At 42.7% G+C, this 16,956-nt stretch carries 11 protein-coding genes; 8 read left to right on the top strand and 3 right to left on the bottom strand.

Features of this window, described 5'->3' with window-relative positions; all coding sequences use genetic code 11:
• Window positions 1-434: 434 nt before the first annotated feature.
• From ACMX3D_RS26870 to ACMX3D_RS26860, 3 genes are all read left to right on the top strand, one after another.
• Window positions 435-1,433: a YegS/Rv2252/BmrU family lipid kinase gene (locus tag ACMX3D_RS26870; protein ID WP_482748828.1), complete on the top strand. Its 999-nt coding sequence runs from the start codon at window positions 435-437 to the stop codon at window positions 1,431-1,433.
• Window positions 1,434-1,439: 6 nt separating this feature from the next.
• A complete protein-coding gene (locus ACMX3D_RS26865; protein WP_482748827.1) occupies window positions 1,440-2,990 on the top strand; it encodes a metallophosphoesterase family protein in 1,551 nt (516 codons plus the stop codon).
• Window positions 2,991-3,230: 240 nt separating this feature from the next.
• Complete coding sequence (locus ACMX3D_RS26860) at window positions 3,231-6,356, top strand: MFS transporter (RefSeq protein WP_482748826.1); 3,126 nt, start codon at window positions 3,231-3,233, stop codon at window positions 6,354-6,356.
• 340 nt (window positions 6,357-6,696) lie between these two features.
• Here ACMX3D_RS26860 and ACMX3D_RS26855 read toward each other — a convergent pair whose 3' ends face one another.
• Entirely contained in the window at window positions 6,697-7,041 is a 345-nt protein-coding gene (locus tag ACMX3D_RS26855; RefSeq protein ID WP_482748825.1) for a hypothetical protein, read from the bottom strand.
• Between the two features lie 333 nt (window positions 7,042-7,374).
• Between ACMX3D_RS26855 and metH the strand changes: the two genes are divergently transcribed.
• The 4 genes from metH to lepB all read left to right on the top strand — a co-directional run bounded on the left by metH (window position 7,375) and on the right by lepB (window position 12,536).
• Window positions 7,375-10,911, top strand: coding sequence for a methionine synthase (gene metH / locus ACMX3D_RS26850; protein WP_482748824.1), 3,537 nt, complete (start codon window positions 7,375-7,377; stop codon window positions 10,909-10,911).
• Between the two features lie 142 nt (window positions 10,912-11,053).
• The gene (locus ACMX3D_RS26845) at window positions 11,054-11,191 is read left to right on the top strand and encodes a hypothetical protein (protein ID WP_482748823.1); all 138 of its coding nucleotides are present in this window, start codon (window positions 11,054-11,056) and stop codon (window positions 11,189-11,191) included.
• Between the two features lie 210 nt (window positions 11,192-11,401).
• Window positions 11,402-11,713 carry a hypothetical protein gene (locus ACMX3D_RS26840; protein WP_482748822.1) on the top strand — a complete coding sequence of 104 codons (312 nt, stop codon included), beginning with the start codon at window positions 11,402-11,404 and terminating at the stop codon, window positions 11,711-11,713.
• Between the two features lie 250 nt (window positions 11,714-11,963).
• A complete protein-coding gene (gene lepB, locus ACMX3D_RS26835) occupies window positions 11,964-12,536 on the top strand; it encodes a signal peptidase I (protein ID WP_482748821.1) in 573 nt (190 codons plus the stop codon).
• An 82-nt stretch (window positions 12,537-12,618) separates the two neighbouring features.
• On the opposite strand, the gene panB is transcribed toward lepB, so the two are convergent.
• Window positions 12,619-13,389, bottom strand: coding sequence for a 3-methyl-2-oxobutanoate hydroxymethyltransferase (gene panB, locus ACMX3D_RS26830; RefSeq protein WP_482748820.1), 771 nt, complete (start codon window positions 13,387-13,389; stop codon window positions 12,619-12,621).
• A gap of 82 nt (window positions 13,390-13,471) precedes the next feature.
• The gene (locus ACMX3D_RS26825) at window positions 13,472-14,593 is read right to left on the bottom strand and encodes a ligand-binding sensor domain-containing protein (protein WP_482748819.1); all 1,122 of its coding nucleotides are present in this window, start codon (window positions 14,591-14,593) and stop codon (window positions 13,472-13,474) included.
• A gap of 855 nt (window positions 14,594-15,448) precedes the next feature.
• Between ACMX3D_RS26825 and ACMX3D_RS26820 the strand changes: the two genes are divergently transcribed.
• Entirely contained in the window at window positions 15,449-16,879 is a 1,431-nt protein-coding gene (locus ACMX3D_RS26820; RefSeq protein WP_482748818.1) for a form I ribulose bisphosphate carboxylase large subunit, read from the top strand.
• Window positions 16,880-16,956: the final 77 nt, after the last annotated feature.

The raw sequence follows: 16,956 nt of genomic DNA, 5'->3' as shown, positions 1-16,956 counted from the left end.
TTGTTAATGTAACGCCTCACATTGTGAATGTCATGCTGCGCATTGTGAATGTTATGCCGCGCATTGCGAATGTTATGTGAGTTTGACAAGTGTTTTTTGACCTCTCCCCAACCCCTCTCCGACGCGGAGAGAGACTTTGAAACTTTCATTCCCTCGTAAGTGTTGGCTATGGTGTACACACAAGTGATTTAATTACCTCAAATCTCGTTTTGTAATTTTGTACTTTTGTAGTGTGTCTTATCAAAAACAGTACTGCACCTTCCCAGATTTGCGGTGCGTTAGGATCATCGTCCATAACGCACCCTACTGAACTGACTTCTGAATTCTAAATTCTGCTGTATGTACAAACCTATCGTCAGGGAGAAGTCAGCATTCTCTAGGAATGATAGGAATAGTCTGGTATCTTAGCGATCGCTGTTCAATATTTTACCTTTATGAATCGTTCCGCCTGCCTGATCTTTAATCCAGTTGCGGGTCAAGGCAACCCAGAACAAGAACTGATAGAGATTCGCGCATTATTAGAACCAGAAATTGATTTAGATATTCATTTCACAACAGAAGAAATCGGTGCTGATCAACTAGCTTATGCCGCAGTTGAGCGAGGAGTGAGTGAGATTATTGCTTCTGGAGGTGATGGTACACTTTCAGCAGCGGCGGCGGCTGTGATTAATACAAATATTCCCTTTGGTATTATTTCGCGGGGAACAGCTAATGCATTTGCTACAGCCTTGGGAATTCCTGACACAATTGATGCTGCTTGTCAAACAATTTTACAAGGTGCAACTCGCAATATAGACGTAGCTTATTGTAACGATCGCCCATTAATATTACTAGCAGGTGTGGGCTTTGAAGCAGAAACTGTAGAAAAAGCTAACCGCGAAGCTAAAAATCGTTTTGGAATTATTGCGTACATCTTAGCGGGAATTCAGCAGCTAAGAGAATTACAAAGTTTTGATGTCGAAATTGAGACAGACGACAAAATTATTAAAACCACAGCCGCAGCTGTGACAGTGGCAAACGCTGCACCGCCAACATCTGTTTTGGCACAAGGGCCAGGAGGCATAATTTATGATGATGGATTACTTGATTTAACAATTGTCGCTCCTGTTAATAAAGCAGGAGCGATCGCAGCGACATATCATTTATTTCAAAGCGCTTCTTCTGGTAATGCAGCCGAACGAGATGACATTGGTTATCTCCGCGCCAAACAAGTTAAAATCACCACTGACCCAGAACAAAAAGTTGTCTTGGATGGCGAGATAATTGGAACAACACCAATAGAAGTAAAATGTGTCCCAGCCGGTTTACGGGTGTTTGTACCCACAGTCGAAGAAGTTGAACCTGCGGAAAAATTGGAGGGATTGCCTAATTTAGTGATTGAGTTGAAACATCCAACAGAGGGTGAGGAGGACACGGCGGAGTTAAAGGAGTAGGTTGTTTTGAAGCTTGTTTCTGATCCGGCGATCGCAAAAAAAATTCAGAAGATGAACCAGCGCGTCCGCTGGCAAGATCCGTTAATTAAAAAGCACGGCATTGACCAAACTCAGCTTGTTTTAGAAGATAGTCAATCTGACCATACTGAATTTTCGTTTTTGGTTGTGGGAGACAGCGGTTCAGGTAGACATGCAGGACAAAATCCCCAAAGGCGGGTAGCTGAACTAACATTACCCCACCTCAATGACTGCCGTTTTATGCTGCATACAGGCGATGTCATTTATTTAGTTGGGTCGAGTGAGTATTATCAGCAAAACTTTATTCAGCCTTATAAAGAATATCTTGTAGGTGGTGAGCATCCCAAAAAGATTGCTTACGACAACATGATTTTTCGTGTGCCGATTTTGCCTGTACCGGGAAATCATGATTATTATGATTTGCCGATTGTTTTGAACTTGCTATCAATTACAACATTGCCGATTCGTCGGTTATTGCGATCGCGCCTCGACATGGATGTTGGTTTACATGGTTCAGGAACAGGCAATGCTTATGCCAAAGCTTTTCTCGATTATCTTTGTGCATTTAAATTTCCTGGAGATTTAGACCGACATTTAGACACATATTACACAGCAAAAACAGACACAGGTCGTTGTTTATCCTATCAACCAGGACAGTTTACGCGCTTGCCAAACCGTTATTACAGTTTCTGTTATGGAGGAATTGATTTCTTTGCTTTAGATTCCAATACCTTCAACCACCCGTTACCATTACCAGAAACCGCAGCAGGCGACGCAGAACGCAGAATTTTAGAAAAACGCCGTCAAGAATTTGAACAGGAAAAACAGCAAATCTTAGAACAATCAGCCAAACTGAATCATGATGACCCCAACGAAGCCGAATATTTAGATGACTTATACGTGAAGCTGTCGCAAATTGAAGAACTGGTAGTTGATATTGATAAACAACTAGCGCCGCCACAAGCAACACAAACTGATGTAGAACAGTTGGAATGGCTAAAACAGAAATTAATTGCATCTTGGCATAACTCCCAAGTGCGCGGACGCGTGGTTTATTTTCATCATCCTCCTTACGTGACAGAGGCGACAAAATGGCAACAAGCACAAACACTAGCAATTCGCAGTCGCATCCGTGAGGTATTCGATGCAGTAGGTCAAACACTAGGAGATGCAACTCAAGGCCGTGCTGTCGTAGATTTAGTGTTAAACGGTCATGCTCATTGCTTAGAATATCTGCAAACATACAACACTGGACATGCAGATTCATGTATCAACTGGATTGTGTGTGGCGGAAGTGGGTTTAGTTTGCGACGACAACGAACTGAAGGTGCTGATTTATTAGAAGAAGATAAATTAATTGCGCGATCGCATTTATATGTTGGTCGCAAAGGTCACGGTTCCCAAAAGCGTCGTCCTTACTCATGCTTACGAATTGATGTTACAGGTGAAAGGCAACCTAAATTTATTGTCCGGCCTTTAGTTGCCGAATGGTATCAACGGCAATGGCATAATCATCAATTGCAGTCTTTTGTTATTTAAAATTAATCAACCGCCGATAAATGCAGATGTAGACGCGTAAGCGACTTGCCACAGGCTACGCAGATAAAAGATAGTATATTTTACCTCCTGCCTTTTGCCTTCTATTATAAAACTACGACTTCTGGAAGCAGACTTTACCTCCTAAGAAAGTGACAAATAGAAAATTTGATACTTAGCGTAGGAAGTAGCCAGTTGCTTTAAAAGTAACTGGAATTTAATGAGCATGAGTGAGAAAATACTATGCTTCAAATTGTTGAAAATTCTTTAGGATGGCATTGGCTGAGTGGTGGATTAGCAGCCATAGCCCAGGTACAGGAAGGCTTAACTCCAGAAGAAGTTTCAGTTGTTTTTTCTGGGCCGAAATTTTTAATTTCCTTGGTGGCTGGTGTCTTAATGGCATTTGCCTTTCAACTGTTACTCACTAACTTTGCAGTGGCTTTAAGAATTTCTGGAACGGGAGATGATTCATCTTCTAGTGATGATACTGAAAGTTTAGGAACTACAATTCGCAAAGTAGAAAATAAAGTTGGAATTTGGGCATTAATTAGTGCTACTCTTGCTTTATTTATCGCTTGTTTTTTAGCGGTAAAACTCAGCTTAATTGAAAGTGCATTTTTAGGCGCAATTATTGCTGTAGTCATTTGGTCTGCTTACTTCTCAATTGTAGTTTGGTTTGGTTCTTCAACTGTAGGTTCATTAATTGGTTCAGTTGCTAACACTGCCAATGCTGGACTACAAGCATTAATGGGAACTGCAACTAGTGCAATTGGTGCGAATTTAGCAAAACAACAGATGGTTTCTACGGCAGAAGATATTACAGCCGCAGTTCGCAGAGAATTAACTTCTGGTTTTGATGTTGACAGTATTAAAAATACCCTGCAAAGTTCTTTGGCTAATGTGCCAAGACCACAACTAGATTTCCAAGATATTCGTAAACAATTTGACAAGATTTTCAGTGATATAGATTGGAAATCTATCCCTGATGAGAATTTGGCGCAAAATTTTAATCGTCAAACTTTTGTCGATTTAATTAGCGATCGCACAAATTTCTCTAAAGCTGATGTCAATAAAATTGCTGACCAATTAGAAGCAGCTTGGAAACAAACTTTAGCGCGACGCAATCCGGCACAGCAAGTAATAAACTTGATTACATCGGCAACTCCCGAAGAATTGCAATCAGATGAATTAGGCGATCGCTTGCAGCAATTAGTCACGGTGGGAGGTGGCGGTAACGGCAAGAATGGCGGAATGAAACAAGCCATTCAAACTGGTTTAAGTGCTGCTTTACCAGTAGTTTTAGAAAGAGTAGATGTCTCGAATATAGATGTGAACAAAATTACCAATCAGTTGCAAAAACTGAAAGATAAAGTTCAAGATTTAGATATTGAGAACATTACTCATCAATTGCAAGAAACCATCGAAAAAACTAGCAAAGCTAGAGTTCCAGGATTTAAATCTCATTACCGTCAAGATGTAGAAGCTTACATTCAAAATTCTTTACCTTGGCACTTTAATCGCATCACAATTAAAGATGAATTCCGCGATGTTATTTATGACCCGCAAGCCGATGCGGCAACTATGCACCGGGAATTAGAGAAATTCAATCAAGACGAGTTTGCTAATTTGCTCATTCGCCGCAGCGATATTAGCGAAGCCAGAGTCAAAGAAATTGCTCAACAAATGGAAGAAATTCGTCAAGAAGTTTTAGAAATTTTGCAACAGGCGGAAGTTAAAGATAAAAGTCAAGATTTGCGGAACCGCATCGAAAATTATCTGCGTTCCACAAGTAAAGAAGAACTGAATCGTGAAGCTGTTGAGCGAGATTTTGCTAAATTACTCACAGAATTAACCGCTGATTTTGCAGATTTAAATGAACGCTTGCAAGGATTTGAGCGCGATGTCTTTTTGCAAGTTTTGCAGCAACGTCAAGACTTCAGCGATGAAGAAGCTAATAATTTGCTGAATCAACTCGAAAGTGTGCGGGATTCTGTTTTAAATCAATTAGAAGAACAAACAAGAACCCAAACTGAAAACTTACGACAAAGAGTCGAAGATTATCTGCGCAATACTAATAAGGAAGAATTGAATCCTGAAGGTATTCGCCGCGATTTCAGCACTTTACTTCAAGACCCCCAAGCTGGGTTTAACTTACTGCGTCAGCGTTTATCACAGTTTGATCGTGATACTTTATTCAGTCTGCTTTCTCAGCGTCAAGATTTGAATGAGGATGAAATTAATCAAATTCTCAATCAGCTAGAATCTGTCAAAGATAACATCTTGCAAACTCCGCAAGTAATAGCAGATAAAGCTAGAGAACAGTACGAACAAACCACAAATGCGATCGCCGAATATCTCCGCAATACCAACTTGGAAGAACTCAACCCCGAAGGTATTCGCCAAGATTTGGAAAAATTGCTGGTTGATCCAAAAGAAGGAGTTGTTGCAATTCGCGATCGCTTGTCTCAAGTTGACAGAGAAACTTTAGTCAAACTCGTCAGCCAACGCGGAGATTTAAGCGAAGAACAAGTTCAACGGATCATTGACCAAGTGCAAGAGGCAATTCGAGATATTATCAAAGCGCCGCGTCGCTTGGCAAACCGTACCGTTCAGCGAGTTGTCGATTTTGAAAGAAATCTAGAAGATTACCTACGTCACACCAATAAAGAAGAACTCAACCCAGACAGTATCAAGCGTGATTTACAACTGCTGTTGCGAGAGCCACGCGCTGGAATGAGTAACTTGGGCGATCGCTTATCTCAAGTTGACCGTTCAACAATTGTGGCGTTACTATCTCAACGTGAGGATATTTCTGAAGAAGAAGCTAACCACATTGCTGATCAAATAGAATCTGCTCGTGATGCAGTTGTCAAACAATACAAGCAGATTCAACAAGGATTGCAATCAGCAACTGAACGAGTGACAGGCCGAATTCGCAATTACCTCAACTCCCTGAATCGTCCTGAACTTAATTATGAAGGCATCAGACATGATTTTGCGAAATTGTTTGATGACCCCCAAGCCGGATTTGAAGCATTGCGCGATCGCCTGAGTCAATTTGATCGTGATACCTTAGTTGCAATTCTCAGTTCTCGTGAAGATATTTCTGAGGAAGACGCTAACCGAATTATCAACCAAATTGAAGCCGCCCGCGATAGTGTCCTACAACGCGCCGAACGCATTCAGCAAATCACCAAGGAACGTTTGCACAGCATTCAAGAACAAGCGAAAAAACAAGCCCAAGAAACCAAAAAAACTGTTGCTAACGCCGCTTGGTGGCTATTTGGTACAGCCCTCACCTCTCTGGTTGCAAGTGCTGTTGCTGGTGCTTTAGCCGTAACAAGTGTAACTATCTCTGCTATTGGCTAGTCGGATTAGTTCTTAGTTAATTGCTTGTCATCAGAAGTTTAAAGCCATCACCAAACTTGTCTGGGTGATGGCTTTTTCAATTGCAATTTCAAATTAACGTGAATTCGACCGACCTCTTCCTTCCAGCCTCCCTCTCCTCAAAGGTGCTACCGTGGACACACAAATCTGGGTGAAAGGGTAAAAGGTAGAACTTACGCACTCAGATTGATTGTTGAGAGAGGGTGTAAGGGTGTAAGAGTGTGTAGGTAAGGGTTCATCGATGAAACTCAGAGGTTCATTCACCAGTTGCGAGAAGTACAGAACCAGACAAACAAGCCCAACCCTGTAGCTGTGATTGAGATTAATCTGTATCCTCAATTAATTTGAAACCCCAAGGTTTTAAAGCCGCGATCGCAATTTCTCTATCGACACCTTCATAAACCTCCCATTCATACGGGTGTTCTTTCGGGTGTCCATCACCGACATTACCAGCAACTTTTATTACCGGAAAATTCGCCACGCGATCGCGTTCTAATCTTTTCGGTACTACCAGTCGGACTTTATGGCCAATAAACTTGGTTGTACTTTCCTTCACTACCGATTCACGGATTAAACAGATATCACCAGCAGTTCCCCACGTAGTCTCGTAGATGTAGAGAAAGGATATATAAATTGCTGGTTTGATGGGTCTTTTTATAGGTCGCATTATCTGTAATCCTTACACAAGGCATGAAAAATCATACAACTGTTATCTATCACTAGCTACAGCCATTTTAATTTTAAAACCCTAATCAAAATAAAGTTTATGGCGTTTTCCTAACAACTGTGGAGAAACTTCTTGTAATACAAACTTTGCCTAACCGTCCTAAATCGTTCTTGAGTAACAAGATCCCCGACTTCTTTGAGGAGTCGGGGATTTGAGTCTTTGCTTAAGCCTGAATTATGTGCGATCGCCCATTCTCCCCCACAATTGTGGAAAATAATAGATTAGTCGAGTATCACAATACTCACTTCATTTCCACATTTCTTCTAGGAAAATATGACTCATCCTTTCCTTGAACGCCTCTGTAGTCCAGATTGCCCGGTTATTGTTTTTGACGGGGCGATGGGTACTAACTTACAAACTCAAAACCTCACCGCTGAAGACTTCGGCGGCGCACAATATGAAGGTTGTAACGAATATTTAGTCCACACCAAACCCGAAGCAGTCGCCAAAGTACATCGTGACTTTCTCGCGGCTGGTGCTGATGTGATTGAAACCGATACTTTTGGCAGTACCTCGATTGTATTGGCAGAATATGACTTGGCAGACCAAGCCTATTACCTCAGCAAAACCGCCGCAGAACTAGCCAAGAGTGTCGCTGCTGAATTTTCTACACCAGAAAAACCTCGATTTGTTGCAGGTTCTATCGGCCCGACAACTAAACTCCCCACCTTGGGACACATTGACTTTGACACGATGAAAGCTGCTTTTGCTGAACAAGCGGAAGCATTAATTGACGGTGGCGTAGATTTATTACTGGTTGAGACTTGCCAAGATGTGCTGCAAATTAAAGCTGCACTGAATGGTATTGAAGAAGTCTTTGCCAAAAAAGGCGATCGCATCCCGTTGATGGTATCGGTGACAATGGAAAGTATGGGGACAATGCTGGTAGGTACAGAAATTAGTGCCGTCCTGACAATTTTGGAACCTTATAAAATCGATATTCTCGGTTTGAACTGTGCCACAGGCCCAGACTTGATGAAACCACACATCAAATATTTGGCAGAACATTCGCCGTTTGTGGTTTCTTGTATTCCTAACGCGGGTTTGCCGGAAAATGTTGGCGGACAAGCACACTACCGCTTGACACCGCTAGAATTGCGTATGGCGTTGATGCACTTTGTTGAAGATTTGGGTGTCCAAGTGATAGGGGGTTGCTGTGGGACACGTCCAGAACACATTCAACAATTGGCTGAAATTGCCAAAGACTTGAAGCCAAAAGTGCGACAGCCTAGCTTAGAACCTGCGGCGGCATCAATCTATACTACTCAGCCTTACACCCAAGACAATTCGTTCTTAATTGTCGGTGAACGCCTCAACGCCAGCGGTTCTAAAAAGTGCCGTGATTTACTCAACGCCGAAGACTGGGACGGACTTGTGTCAATGGCGAGGGCGCAAGTTAAAGAAGGCGCACACGTCCTGGATGTGAACGTCGATTATGTGGGACGTGACGGCGTGCGGGATATGCACGAATTAGTTTCGCGCATCGTGAATAATGTCACATTGCCCTTGATGCTTGACTCCACCGAATGGGAAAAGATGGAAGCGGGGTTAAAGGTAGCTGGTGGTAAGTGTTTGCTCAACTCCACCAACTACGAAGACGGCGAACCGCGCTTTTTGAAAGTGCTGGAATTAGCGAAAAAGTATGGTGCGGGTGTAATTATTGGTACTATCGATGAAGATGGCATGGCGCGGACTGCTGAGAAAAAATTTGCGATCGCCCAACGTGCCTACCGTCAAGCTGTAGAATATGGCATCCCTCCCACAGAAATATTCTTTGATACCTTAGCCCTACCAATTTCTACCGGGATTGAAGAAGACCGAGAAAACGGCAAAGCCACCATTGAGTCCATCCGCCGCATTCGCCAAGAATTACCCGGATGTCATGTAATTTTGGGTGTGTCTAATATCTCTTTCGGACTTTCCCCCGCAGCCCGTATCGTCCTCAACTCGATGTTTCTCCACGAAGCAATGGCGGCGGGAATGGACGCAGCAATTGTTAGCGCCAGCAAAATTTTACCACTGGCCAAAATCGAGCCTCAACATCAAGAAGTTTGTCACCAACTCATTTATGATGAACGGAAATTTGAAGGAGATGTCTGCGTTTATGACCCCCTAGGAGAACTGACTACATTATTTGCCGGAGTCAGCGCCAAACGCGACAAAGGTGTTGATGAAACTCTCCCCATTGAAGAAATTCTCAAACGCCACATCATCGACGGTGAACGCATCGGGTTAGAAAAGCACCTAACCAAAGCCTTAGAAACCTACAAACCACTGGAGATTATTAATACTTTCCTACTAGATGGTATGAAAGTAGTCGGTGAATTGTTTGGTTCAGGGCAAATGCAGCTACCCTTCGTGTTGCAGTCTGCCGAAACCATGAAAGCAGCAGTAGCTTACTTAGAACCCTTCATGGAAAAATCCGAAGCGGGTAATAATGCCAAAGGCAAGGTAATTATTGCCACAGTCAAGGGTGATGTCCACGACATTGGGAAAAACTTAGTGGATATCATCTTATCTAACAACGGCTACAAGGTAATTAACCTAGGAATTAAGCAGCCAGTCGAAAACATCATCGAAGCTTACAATCAACACAAAGCTGATTGTATTGCCATGAGTGGTTTGCTGGTGAAGTCCACCGCCTTCATGAAAGAAAACTTAGAAATCTTCAACGAAAAAGGAATTACTGTCCCAGTAATTTTAGGCGGTGCGGCGTTAACTCCCAAGTTTGTTCATGATGATTGCCAAAACACTTACAAAGGTAAAGTGGTTTATGGCAAAGATGCCTTCTCTGACTTGCATTTCATGGATAAATTAATGCCAGCCAAAGCTGCTGGTAATTGGGATGACTTGCAAGGGTTTTTAGATGAAGTAAGTGATGAACCAGAAATTACTCAGCACTCTCCACTCTCCACTCAGCACTCCCCACTCAGCACTCCCCACTCAGCACTCAGCACTGAGATTGATACAAGACGTTCCGAAGCCGTCGCGGTAGATATTGAACGTCCCACACCACCATTCTGGGGAACTAAATTATTACAGCCTACTGATATTCCTCTCGAAGAATTGTTCTGGTATTTAGACTTGCAAGCTTTAATTGCGGGACAATGGCAATTCCGCAAACCCAAGGAACAATCAAAAGAAGAATATCAAGCTTTCTTAAATGAGAAAGTTTACCCAATTCTAGAAAATTGGAAGCAGCGAATTATTGAGGAGAACTTATTACATCCTCAAGTAATTTATGGTTATTTCCCTTGTCAGGCTGAAGGAAATACACTGTACGTTTACGAAACCAACAACCCAGATGCACAAGTAAAAACAAGTTTTGAGTTTCCCAGACAAAAATCTTTACGGCGGCTGTGCATTGCAGATTTCTTTGCACCGAAGGAGTCGGGAATAATAGATGTCTTCCCCATGCAGGCGGTGACTGTGGGGGAAATTGCCACAGAATACGCCCAAAAGCTGTTTGCAGATAATCAATACACCGATTATCTCTACTTTCACGGCTTAGCGGTACAGATGGCGGAGGCCTTAGCTGAGTGGACACACGCCAGAATTCGCCAGGAATTAGGTTTTGCTGCTGAAGAACCTGATAGTATTCGGGATGTTTTAGCACAACGCTATCGTGGCTCACGCTATAGTTTTGGTTATCCAGCTTGTCCTAATATTCAAGACCAGTACAAGCAACTCGACTTGTTAGAGACAGGCAGAATTAACCTTTATATGGATGAAAGTGAACAACTTTATCCAGAACAGTCAACAACAGCGATTATTACCTACCATCCAGTAGCGAAGTACTTCAGCGCGTAAAAGGGAAGAGAATAGTAGGTTGGGTGTAGCGATAGCGAAACCCAACAAAGTCTTGATGGTGTTGGGTTCCATTCCTCCAAGGAACCTACAGCTTAACTAAGGGTGTAAGGGTGTAAGGGTGTAAGGGGAAGAGAATAGTAGATTGGGTGTAGCGATAGCGAAACCCAACAAAGTCTTGATGATGTTGGGTTCCGTTCCTCCACCCAACCTACAACTAAAAATCTCAGATGGTGCTTTGCGCTATGCGACAACACACCCTACAAAACTGCGCCCTGAATGATAAGTCTTTCACCGGATACGATATTACACCTCTACACTCTTTTTCTGATAGGTTGAATCTGGGGTTGTAGTATTTAGTGTGGCGTGCTAAAAGTGTGTACAAGTTGCATTCTGAATAAGAAGTCACAGCAGTGTCTCTTAAATGTTAATGCTGCAACGACGGTACATCAAAATTCAACTGAATGCTCTGTAAGGAAATATGGTCAAACCAATGTCTGAAAAGTTTGAAGAAAGATCACAGCCGGAACAACCAGAAAAATTTTATCCCACACAACACCTAAAAGTCTATCAAACGAGTGATGCGGGACAGCTCTTAATTTGTGAATGTCGTCAGTGTTCGACTCCATTATCTATTGATGTAATTTTTCTCACACCACAAAATTCTAAACCTAAACCAAAAAATAAACCTGATACTCAACAAGATGATCTGATGAAATGTCCTAACTGTGGTCGAGTTCCTATATTTTTGGAGGGCTGTGCTGTACAATCAATAGCCCAATTACCTTCTTCACCTTGGCAATAGTTTTTCTATCCATTGATGAAACTATGATAGGTATTCCTGTCAATTTGACAGGCAATACAAAAACCCCAAGGAGATTACTTAAAATCTCAGAATTTACTATGCAAAAATTATAAATATACTTGAGAACGTAATATTAATAATATTAATATTTATATGGGTATTAGCAAAACCCAATTTGTTTGTAAATATACCTTGAGTAGCAAAATCATCAAGGTAGTTATCCCACGTTTTGTACTGGCTAAAAATTTCTATGATTCCTCAGGAAACTGATGCAAAAGAAGCTACTGCGTCATCAAAAATATGGCGTAGTTGGCGAGAAAATTTAACTTTAGTAGCGATCGCTTTAGTTTTGGCAGTGTTAATCAGAACTTTTGTGGCGGAACCTCGCTACATACCTTCTGAATCAATGGTTCCAACTTTATATGAAGGCGATCGCTTGGTGGTAGAAAAAATTTCTTACCGTTTCCAACCTCCCGCAACCGGGGATATCGTAGTTTTTCAAGCCCCCGCCGAATTACAACGACGCGGCTATCCCAAAGACCAAGCCTTTATTAAACGGGTAATTGGGACACCTGGAGAAATCATTAAAGTTGCTGATGGCAAAGTTTATCTCAACAATCAACCTTTGCAAGAAGACTACATAGCCGAACCACCAAATCAGCCATTCCCACCAGTCAAAGTCCCAGCAGATGAGTTTTTTGTCATGGGAGACAACCGTAACGATAGCAATGACTCGCGTTACTGGGGATTTCTACCTCGACAAAATATCATCGGTCGCGCTGTGTTTCGCTTTTGGCCACTTAACCGCATTGGGTTTATTTAGGACTTGCAGAAAAAGTCCTTGCTGATTTCTCAAAGTTTTGAAAACACTGAGTTTATACTCAGCACTCAGCACTTTGCCAGAATTACGGAAATTTCCGTTCCCGCACCTCTAGCGCGTAATTCTGTACAGCTTGAGTAATTGTCTCCCGCAGGTTGGTGTAAGTTTTGGCAAATGGTGGTTGCTTGGCTGAAAGACCGAGAACATCAGAAGTAACTAACACTTGGCCATCGCAGTAGGAACCAGCACCAATCCCAATTGTGGGAATGCTGAGTTTTTCTGTTATCTGCCTTGCCAAATCTGCGGGGATATGCTCTAACACAATGGAGAATACACCAGCTTGTTCTAAGGCGATCGCTTCATTTAAAATTCTCTCTGCCTGTGCTTCGGTTTTTCCCTGTTGGCGCAAACCCAACTGATGAACTGATTGCGGTGTCAAACCAACATGACCCATCACCGGAATTCCCGCTTGGACTAAACGCGTAATTGTCTCTACCATCGCTGGGTAGCCGCCTTCTAACTTAACAGCTTGCGCCCCAGTTTCCTTCAATATTCTGCCTGCTGAGTGCATTGCTTGAGCAATGCTTTCTTGATAAGTCAAGAATGGTAAATCCACCACAACTAAAGCGCGTTTTACACCCCGACGCACAGCTTTAGCATGAAATAGCATTTCCTCTAGTGTAATGGGGAGTGTGGTTTCATAGCCTAAAACCACTGCCATCGAGTCTCCAACCAAGATTAAGTCTACACCAGCCGCGTCGATGAGTTGGGCGATCGCATAATCCCAAGCGGTTAACGCTGCGATCGCACGTCCCTGTTGTTTCCATTGAATTAATTGCTGGGTAGTAACTGGCATAGAGGTTACAGGTTAAAGGTTACAGGGTATAGGTGATAAGTGACAATTTTCTACTGTAACCTGTCACCTATCACCTGTTCCCTCATTTCACAGCACGACTGAAAGCAAGATGGGGTTTTGCGCCGTTCATTTTGGGCATTAACCAAGCTAAACCTTCACTAGTGCCAATCCATAATTTATTACTGATATCGGGTGCAAGCGCAAGAACTCGACTAGAAGGAAGTCCCGGAACTTGATCTAAAAGTGCGCCTGTATTTGGATTTAATCGTAACAAACCATTGCTTGTTCCTACCCAAACACTACCATCTTGAGCAAAGCGTACCGCTGTGACATTTCGTCCCCGTAATGGCGTTACAGAACGCAATACTTTATCTGTTTTCGGGTCAATCACGAGTAAATTATTGGCCATTCCTGCCCAAATTAACCCTTCTGGACTAATAGCTAAAGTTTGCACTGTTGTACCAGGTAAACCGTCAATTCGCTTCATAACATAAGCATTGGCAGTATTTATCCGCACCAGTCCATCCAAAGTCCCCACCCACAGTTGACCTTCCGCATCCAAAGTCAAAGTATTGGCGCTGACTCCAGGCAAATTTTTCACTGTTGTCATAATTAAGCCTTGGTCGGGACTAATTAAGGCTAAACCGCTATCAGTTCCCACCCACAAGTAGCCACGTTTGTCAACTAACATCGATAACACCCGTTTGGAAGGCAAAAACAAATTCTGCGCCGTAATTTCACTAGTTCTGGGGTCAACTCGCATTAGTCCTTCATAAGTTCCCACCCACAAACGCCCTACTTTGTCTTGTGCTAAAGCACCAATCGCAACATTTGGTAAACTTACACGCGCCAATATCTTACCTGTCTTGGGGTCAATCCGCGATAGCCCTCGCCAATAACCCACCCAGAGATTGCCTTTAAAATCTTTCAGCAAGTTACTTACACGGTAATCTGTTTCTATTGACCTTTCTTCTACAGTCCGCTCATCAGGTAAAGGTTTTACTTGTGGTGGTGGTGCAGAAGCAGGGTAAGAAGGAGTCAATTCAGACGGCTTTATATCTGGAGTTTTAGGTGATGGAGTATCACTATTTGTTTGCGCCTTTGCTGGATTTGTCAACAGTACAAGGCCAATGTTTGGCAAAGTCATTAACCCCAGCAAAATCGAAGTAATCAAAAAACTAGTACGCTTGCGAAACAATACCACGGTGACATTTCCTCAAAAGACAGTAAATTGAGCCATTGCCTAAACTGGCTGGCGGTTAAACTCAGTGTTCCCTTTGTTGGTATTGTTTAAATCGTCTTCAAGAATTTTTCCCAGAAATTACTGAGTAGGAGTCAATGGTCAATAGTCAATGGTCAATAGTTATTCTCCCCTGCACCCCTACACCCTTACTCCCGTCTTTTTCACATTTCTATACAGTTAGAGGAAACATTTGTAAATTACTTTTAACAAAATGTTTAAAACTTTATGTAATAACAAATTTAAATATATAAGTTAAAAATTTTCAAATAATAACTTATGCAATTTATTGATATATTGTGAGACAAGTTACAAATTACGTTGTGTGCAATTTTGTCTTTCGCTCACTACTCGACTAAATCAGCATCCAGCAAATTCTCTCCTAGTCTGTTTTCTACAAATTGGGAACACAGCAAGAGTGCGGATGCGGAAATGTAAGCTAGAAAGCTGATTTCCTGAATTAACCGGATATAAAAGAGAATAATCTCATACTTTCTGCGAAGTGGAGAGTTTTTAGTGAGGCTGAGAAGGTTTAGCGAGTCAAGAGGAATAGATAAAAGAAATTTTTTCATCAAACGAGGGCAAAGTGAAAGCGCTAGGATCTGCGCTCCTAGTCGTAAAGGACACTGGTGAATAAGCTTACTGCTGTAACCAAGTGTTAATTAAAGAAAAACTGCTACTCTTTGGCGAAGACAACCTCTAAAAGCAAATTGTCCCTAATCTTCTCCTCTGCTGATGAGGGTTAAGAGGAACAGTGAGAGGAAGTTGTACAAAACGTGATTTGATAAGTAAAAAGAGTGACATCTTGGAAGGATAGATATGTCTTACGCTCAAACGAAGACTCAGTCAAAAGCTGGGTATCAAGCCGGGGTTAAAGATTACAGACTAACTTATTACACACCCGATTACACACCTAAAGATACAGATATTCTGGCGGCGTTCCGTGTTACACCTCAGCCCGGAGTTCCTTTTGAGGAAGCTGCTGCGGCTGTAGCGGCTGAGTCTTCCACTGGTACTTGGACAACCGTATGGACAGACTTGTTGACCGATCTAGATCGTTACAAAGGTCGTTGCTACGATATCGAACCAGTTCCTGGCGAAGACAATCAATTTATTGCCTACATTGCCTATCCTCTAGATCTATTTGAAGAAGGTTCTGTTACCAATATGTTTACCTCCATTGTAGGTAACGTATTTGGTTTCAAAGCTTTGCGGGCGCTACGTCTAGAAGACTTGCGGATTCCTGTTGCTTACCTCAAGACCTTCCAAGGCCCTCCACACGGTATTCAAGTTGAGCGTGACAAATTAAACAAATACGGTCGTCCTCTGTTGGGATGTACAATCAAACCCAAATTGGGTTTGTCTGCTAAGAACTACGGTCGTGCAGTATACGAGTGCTTGCGCGGCGGTTTGGACTTTACAAAAGACGACGAAAACATCAACTCTGCACCATTCCAAAGATGGCGCGATCGCTTCTTGTTCGTAGCTGATGCTATCCACAAGTCCCAAGCAGAAACAGGCGAAATCAAAGGTCACTACCTAAACGTAACCGCTCCTACCTGCGAAGAAATGTTGAAACGGGCTGAGTACGCTAAAGAACTCGGTATGCCCATCATCATGCATGACTACCTAACCGCAGGTTTCACAGCTAACACCACCTTGGCTCGTTGGTGTCGTGATAACGGTGTTCTATTGCACATCCACCGCGCGATGCACGCAGTAATCGACCGTCAAAAGAATCACGGTATCCACTTCCGTGTATTAGCTAAAGCCCTACGTATGTCTGGTGGTGACCACATCCACACCGGTACCGTTGTAGGTAAACTAGAAGGCGATCGCGGTATTACAATGGGCTTCGTTGACCTGTTGCGCGAAAACTACGTTGAGCAAGACAAGTCTCGCGGTATCTACTTCACCCAAGATTGGGCTTCTATGCCTGGTGTAATGGCAGTTGCTTCTGGTGGTATCCACGTATGGCACATGCCCGCACTAGTTGAAATCTTCGGTGATGACTCCGTATTACAATTCGGTGGTGGTACTCTAGGTCACCCCTGGGGTAACGCTCCTGGTGCAACCGCTAACCGTGTTGCATTGGAAGCTTGTGTCCAAGCTCGTAACGAAGGCCGCAACTTGGCTCGTGAAGGTAACGACGTTATCCGCGAAGCTGCTAAGTGGTCTCCTGAATTAGCTGCTGCTTGCGAACTGTGGAAAGAAATCAAGTTCGAGTTTGACACTGTTGATACCGTCTGATAAAGGCTGAAGGTGCAAGGATGAAGACTGAATGAAAAACACTTCATCCTGCGTACTTTATACTTCATCCTTTAGAA

The organism is Anabaena sp. TISTR 8404 (assembly GCF_056847745.1).
The sequence above is the reverse complement of the archived record's forward strand: the minus strand, read 5'-3'. Positions and strand labels throughout refer to the sequence as shown.

Excerpts from the sequence above, each read along its gene's own strand:
- ACMX3D_RS26820 (WP_482748818.1), top strand. The coding sequence starts at position 15,449 with ATGTCTTACGCTCAAACGAAGACTCAGTCAAAAGCTGGGTATCAAGCC.
- lepB (WP_482748821.1), top strand. The coding sequence starts at position 11,964 with ATGATTCCTCAGGAAACTGATGCAAAAGAAGCTACTGCGTCATCAAAA.
- ACMX3D_RS26840 (WP_482748822.1), top strand. The coding sequence starts at position 11,402 with ATGTCTGAAAAGTTTGAAGAAAGATCACAGCCGGAACAACCAGAAAAA.
- ACMX3D_RS26870 (WP_482748828.1), top strand. The coding sequence starts at position 435 with ATGAATCGTTCCGCCTGCCTGATCTTTAATCCAGTTGCGGGTCAAGGC.
- metH (WP_482748824.1), top strand. The coding sequence starts at position 7,375 with ATGACTCATCCTTTCCTTGAACGCCTCTGTAGTCCAGATTGCCCGGTT.
- ACMX3D_RS26855 (WP_482748825.1), bottom strand. The coding sequence starts at position 7,041 with ATGCGACCTATAAAAAGACCCATCAAACCAGCAATTTATATATCCTTT.
- panB (WP_482748820.1), bottom strand. The coding sequence starts at position 13,389 with ATGCCAGTTACTACCCAGCAATTAATTCAATGGAAACAACAGGGACGT.
- ACMX3D_RS26860 (WP_482748826.1), top strand. The coding sequence starts at position 3,231 with ATGCTTCAAATTGTTGAAAATTCTTTAGGATGGCATTGGCTGAGTGGT.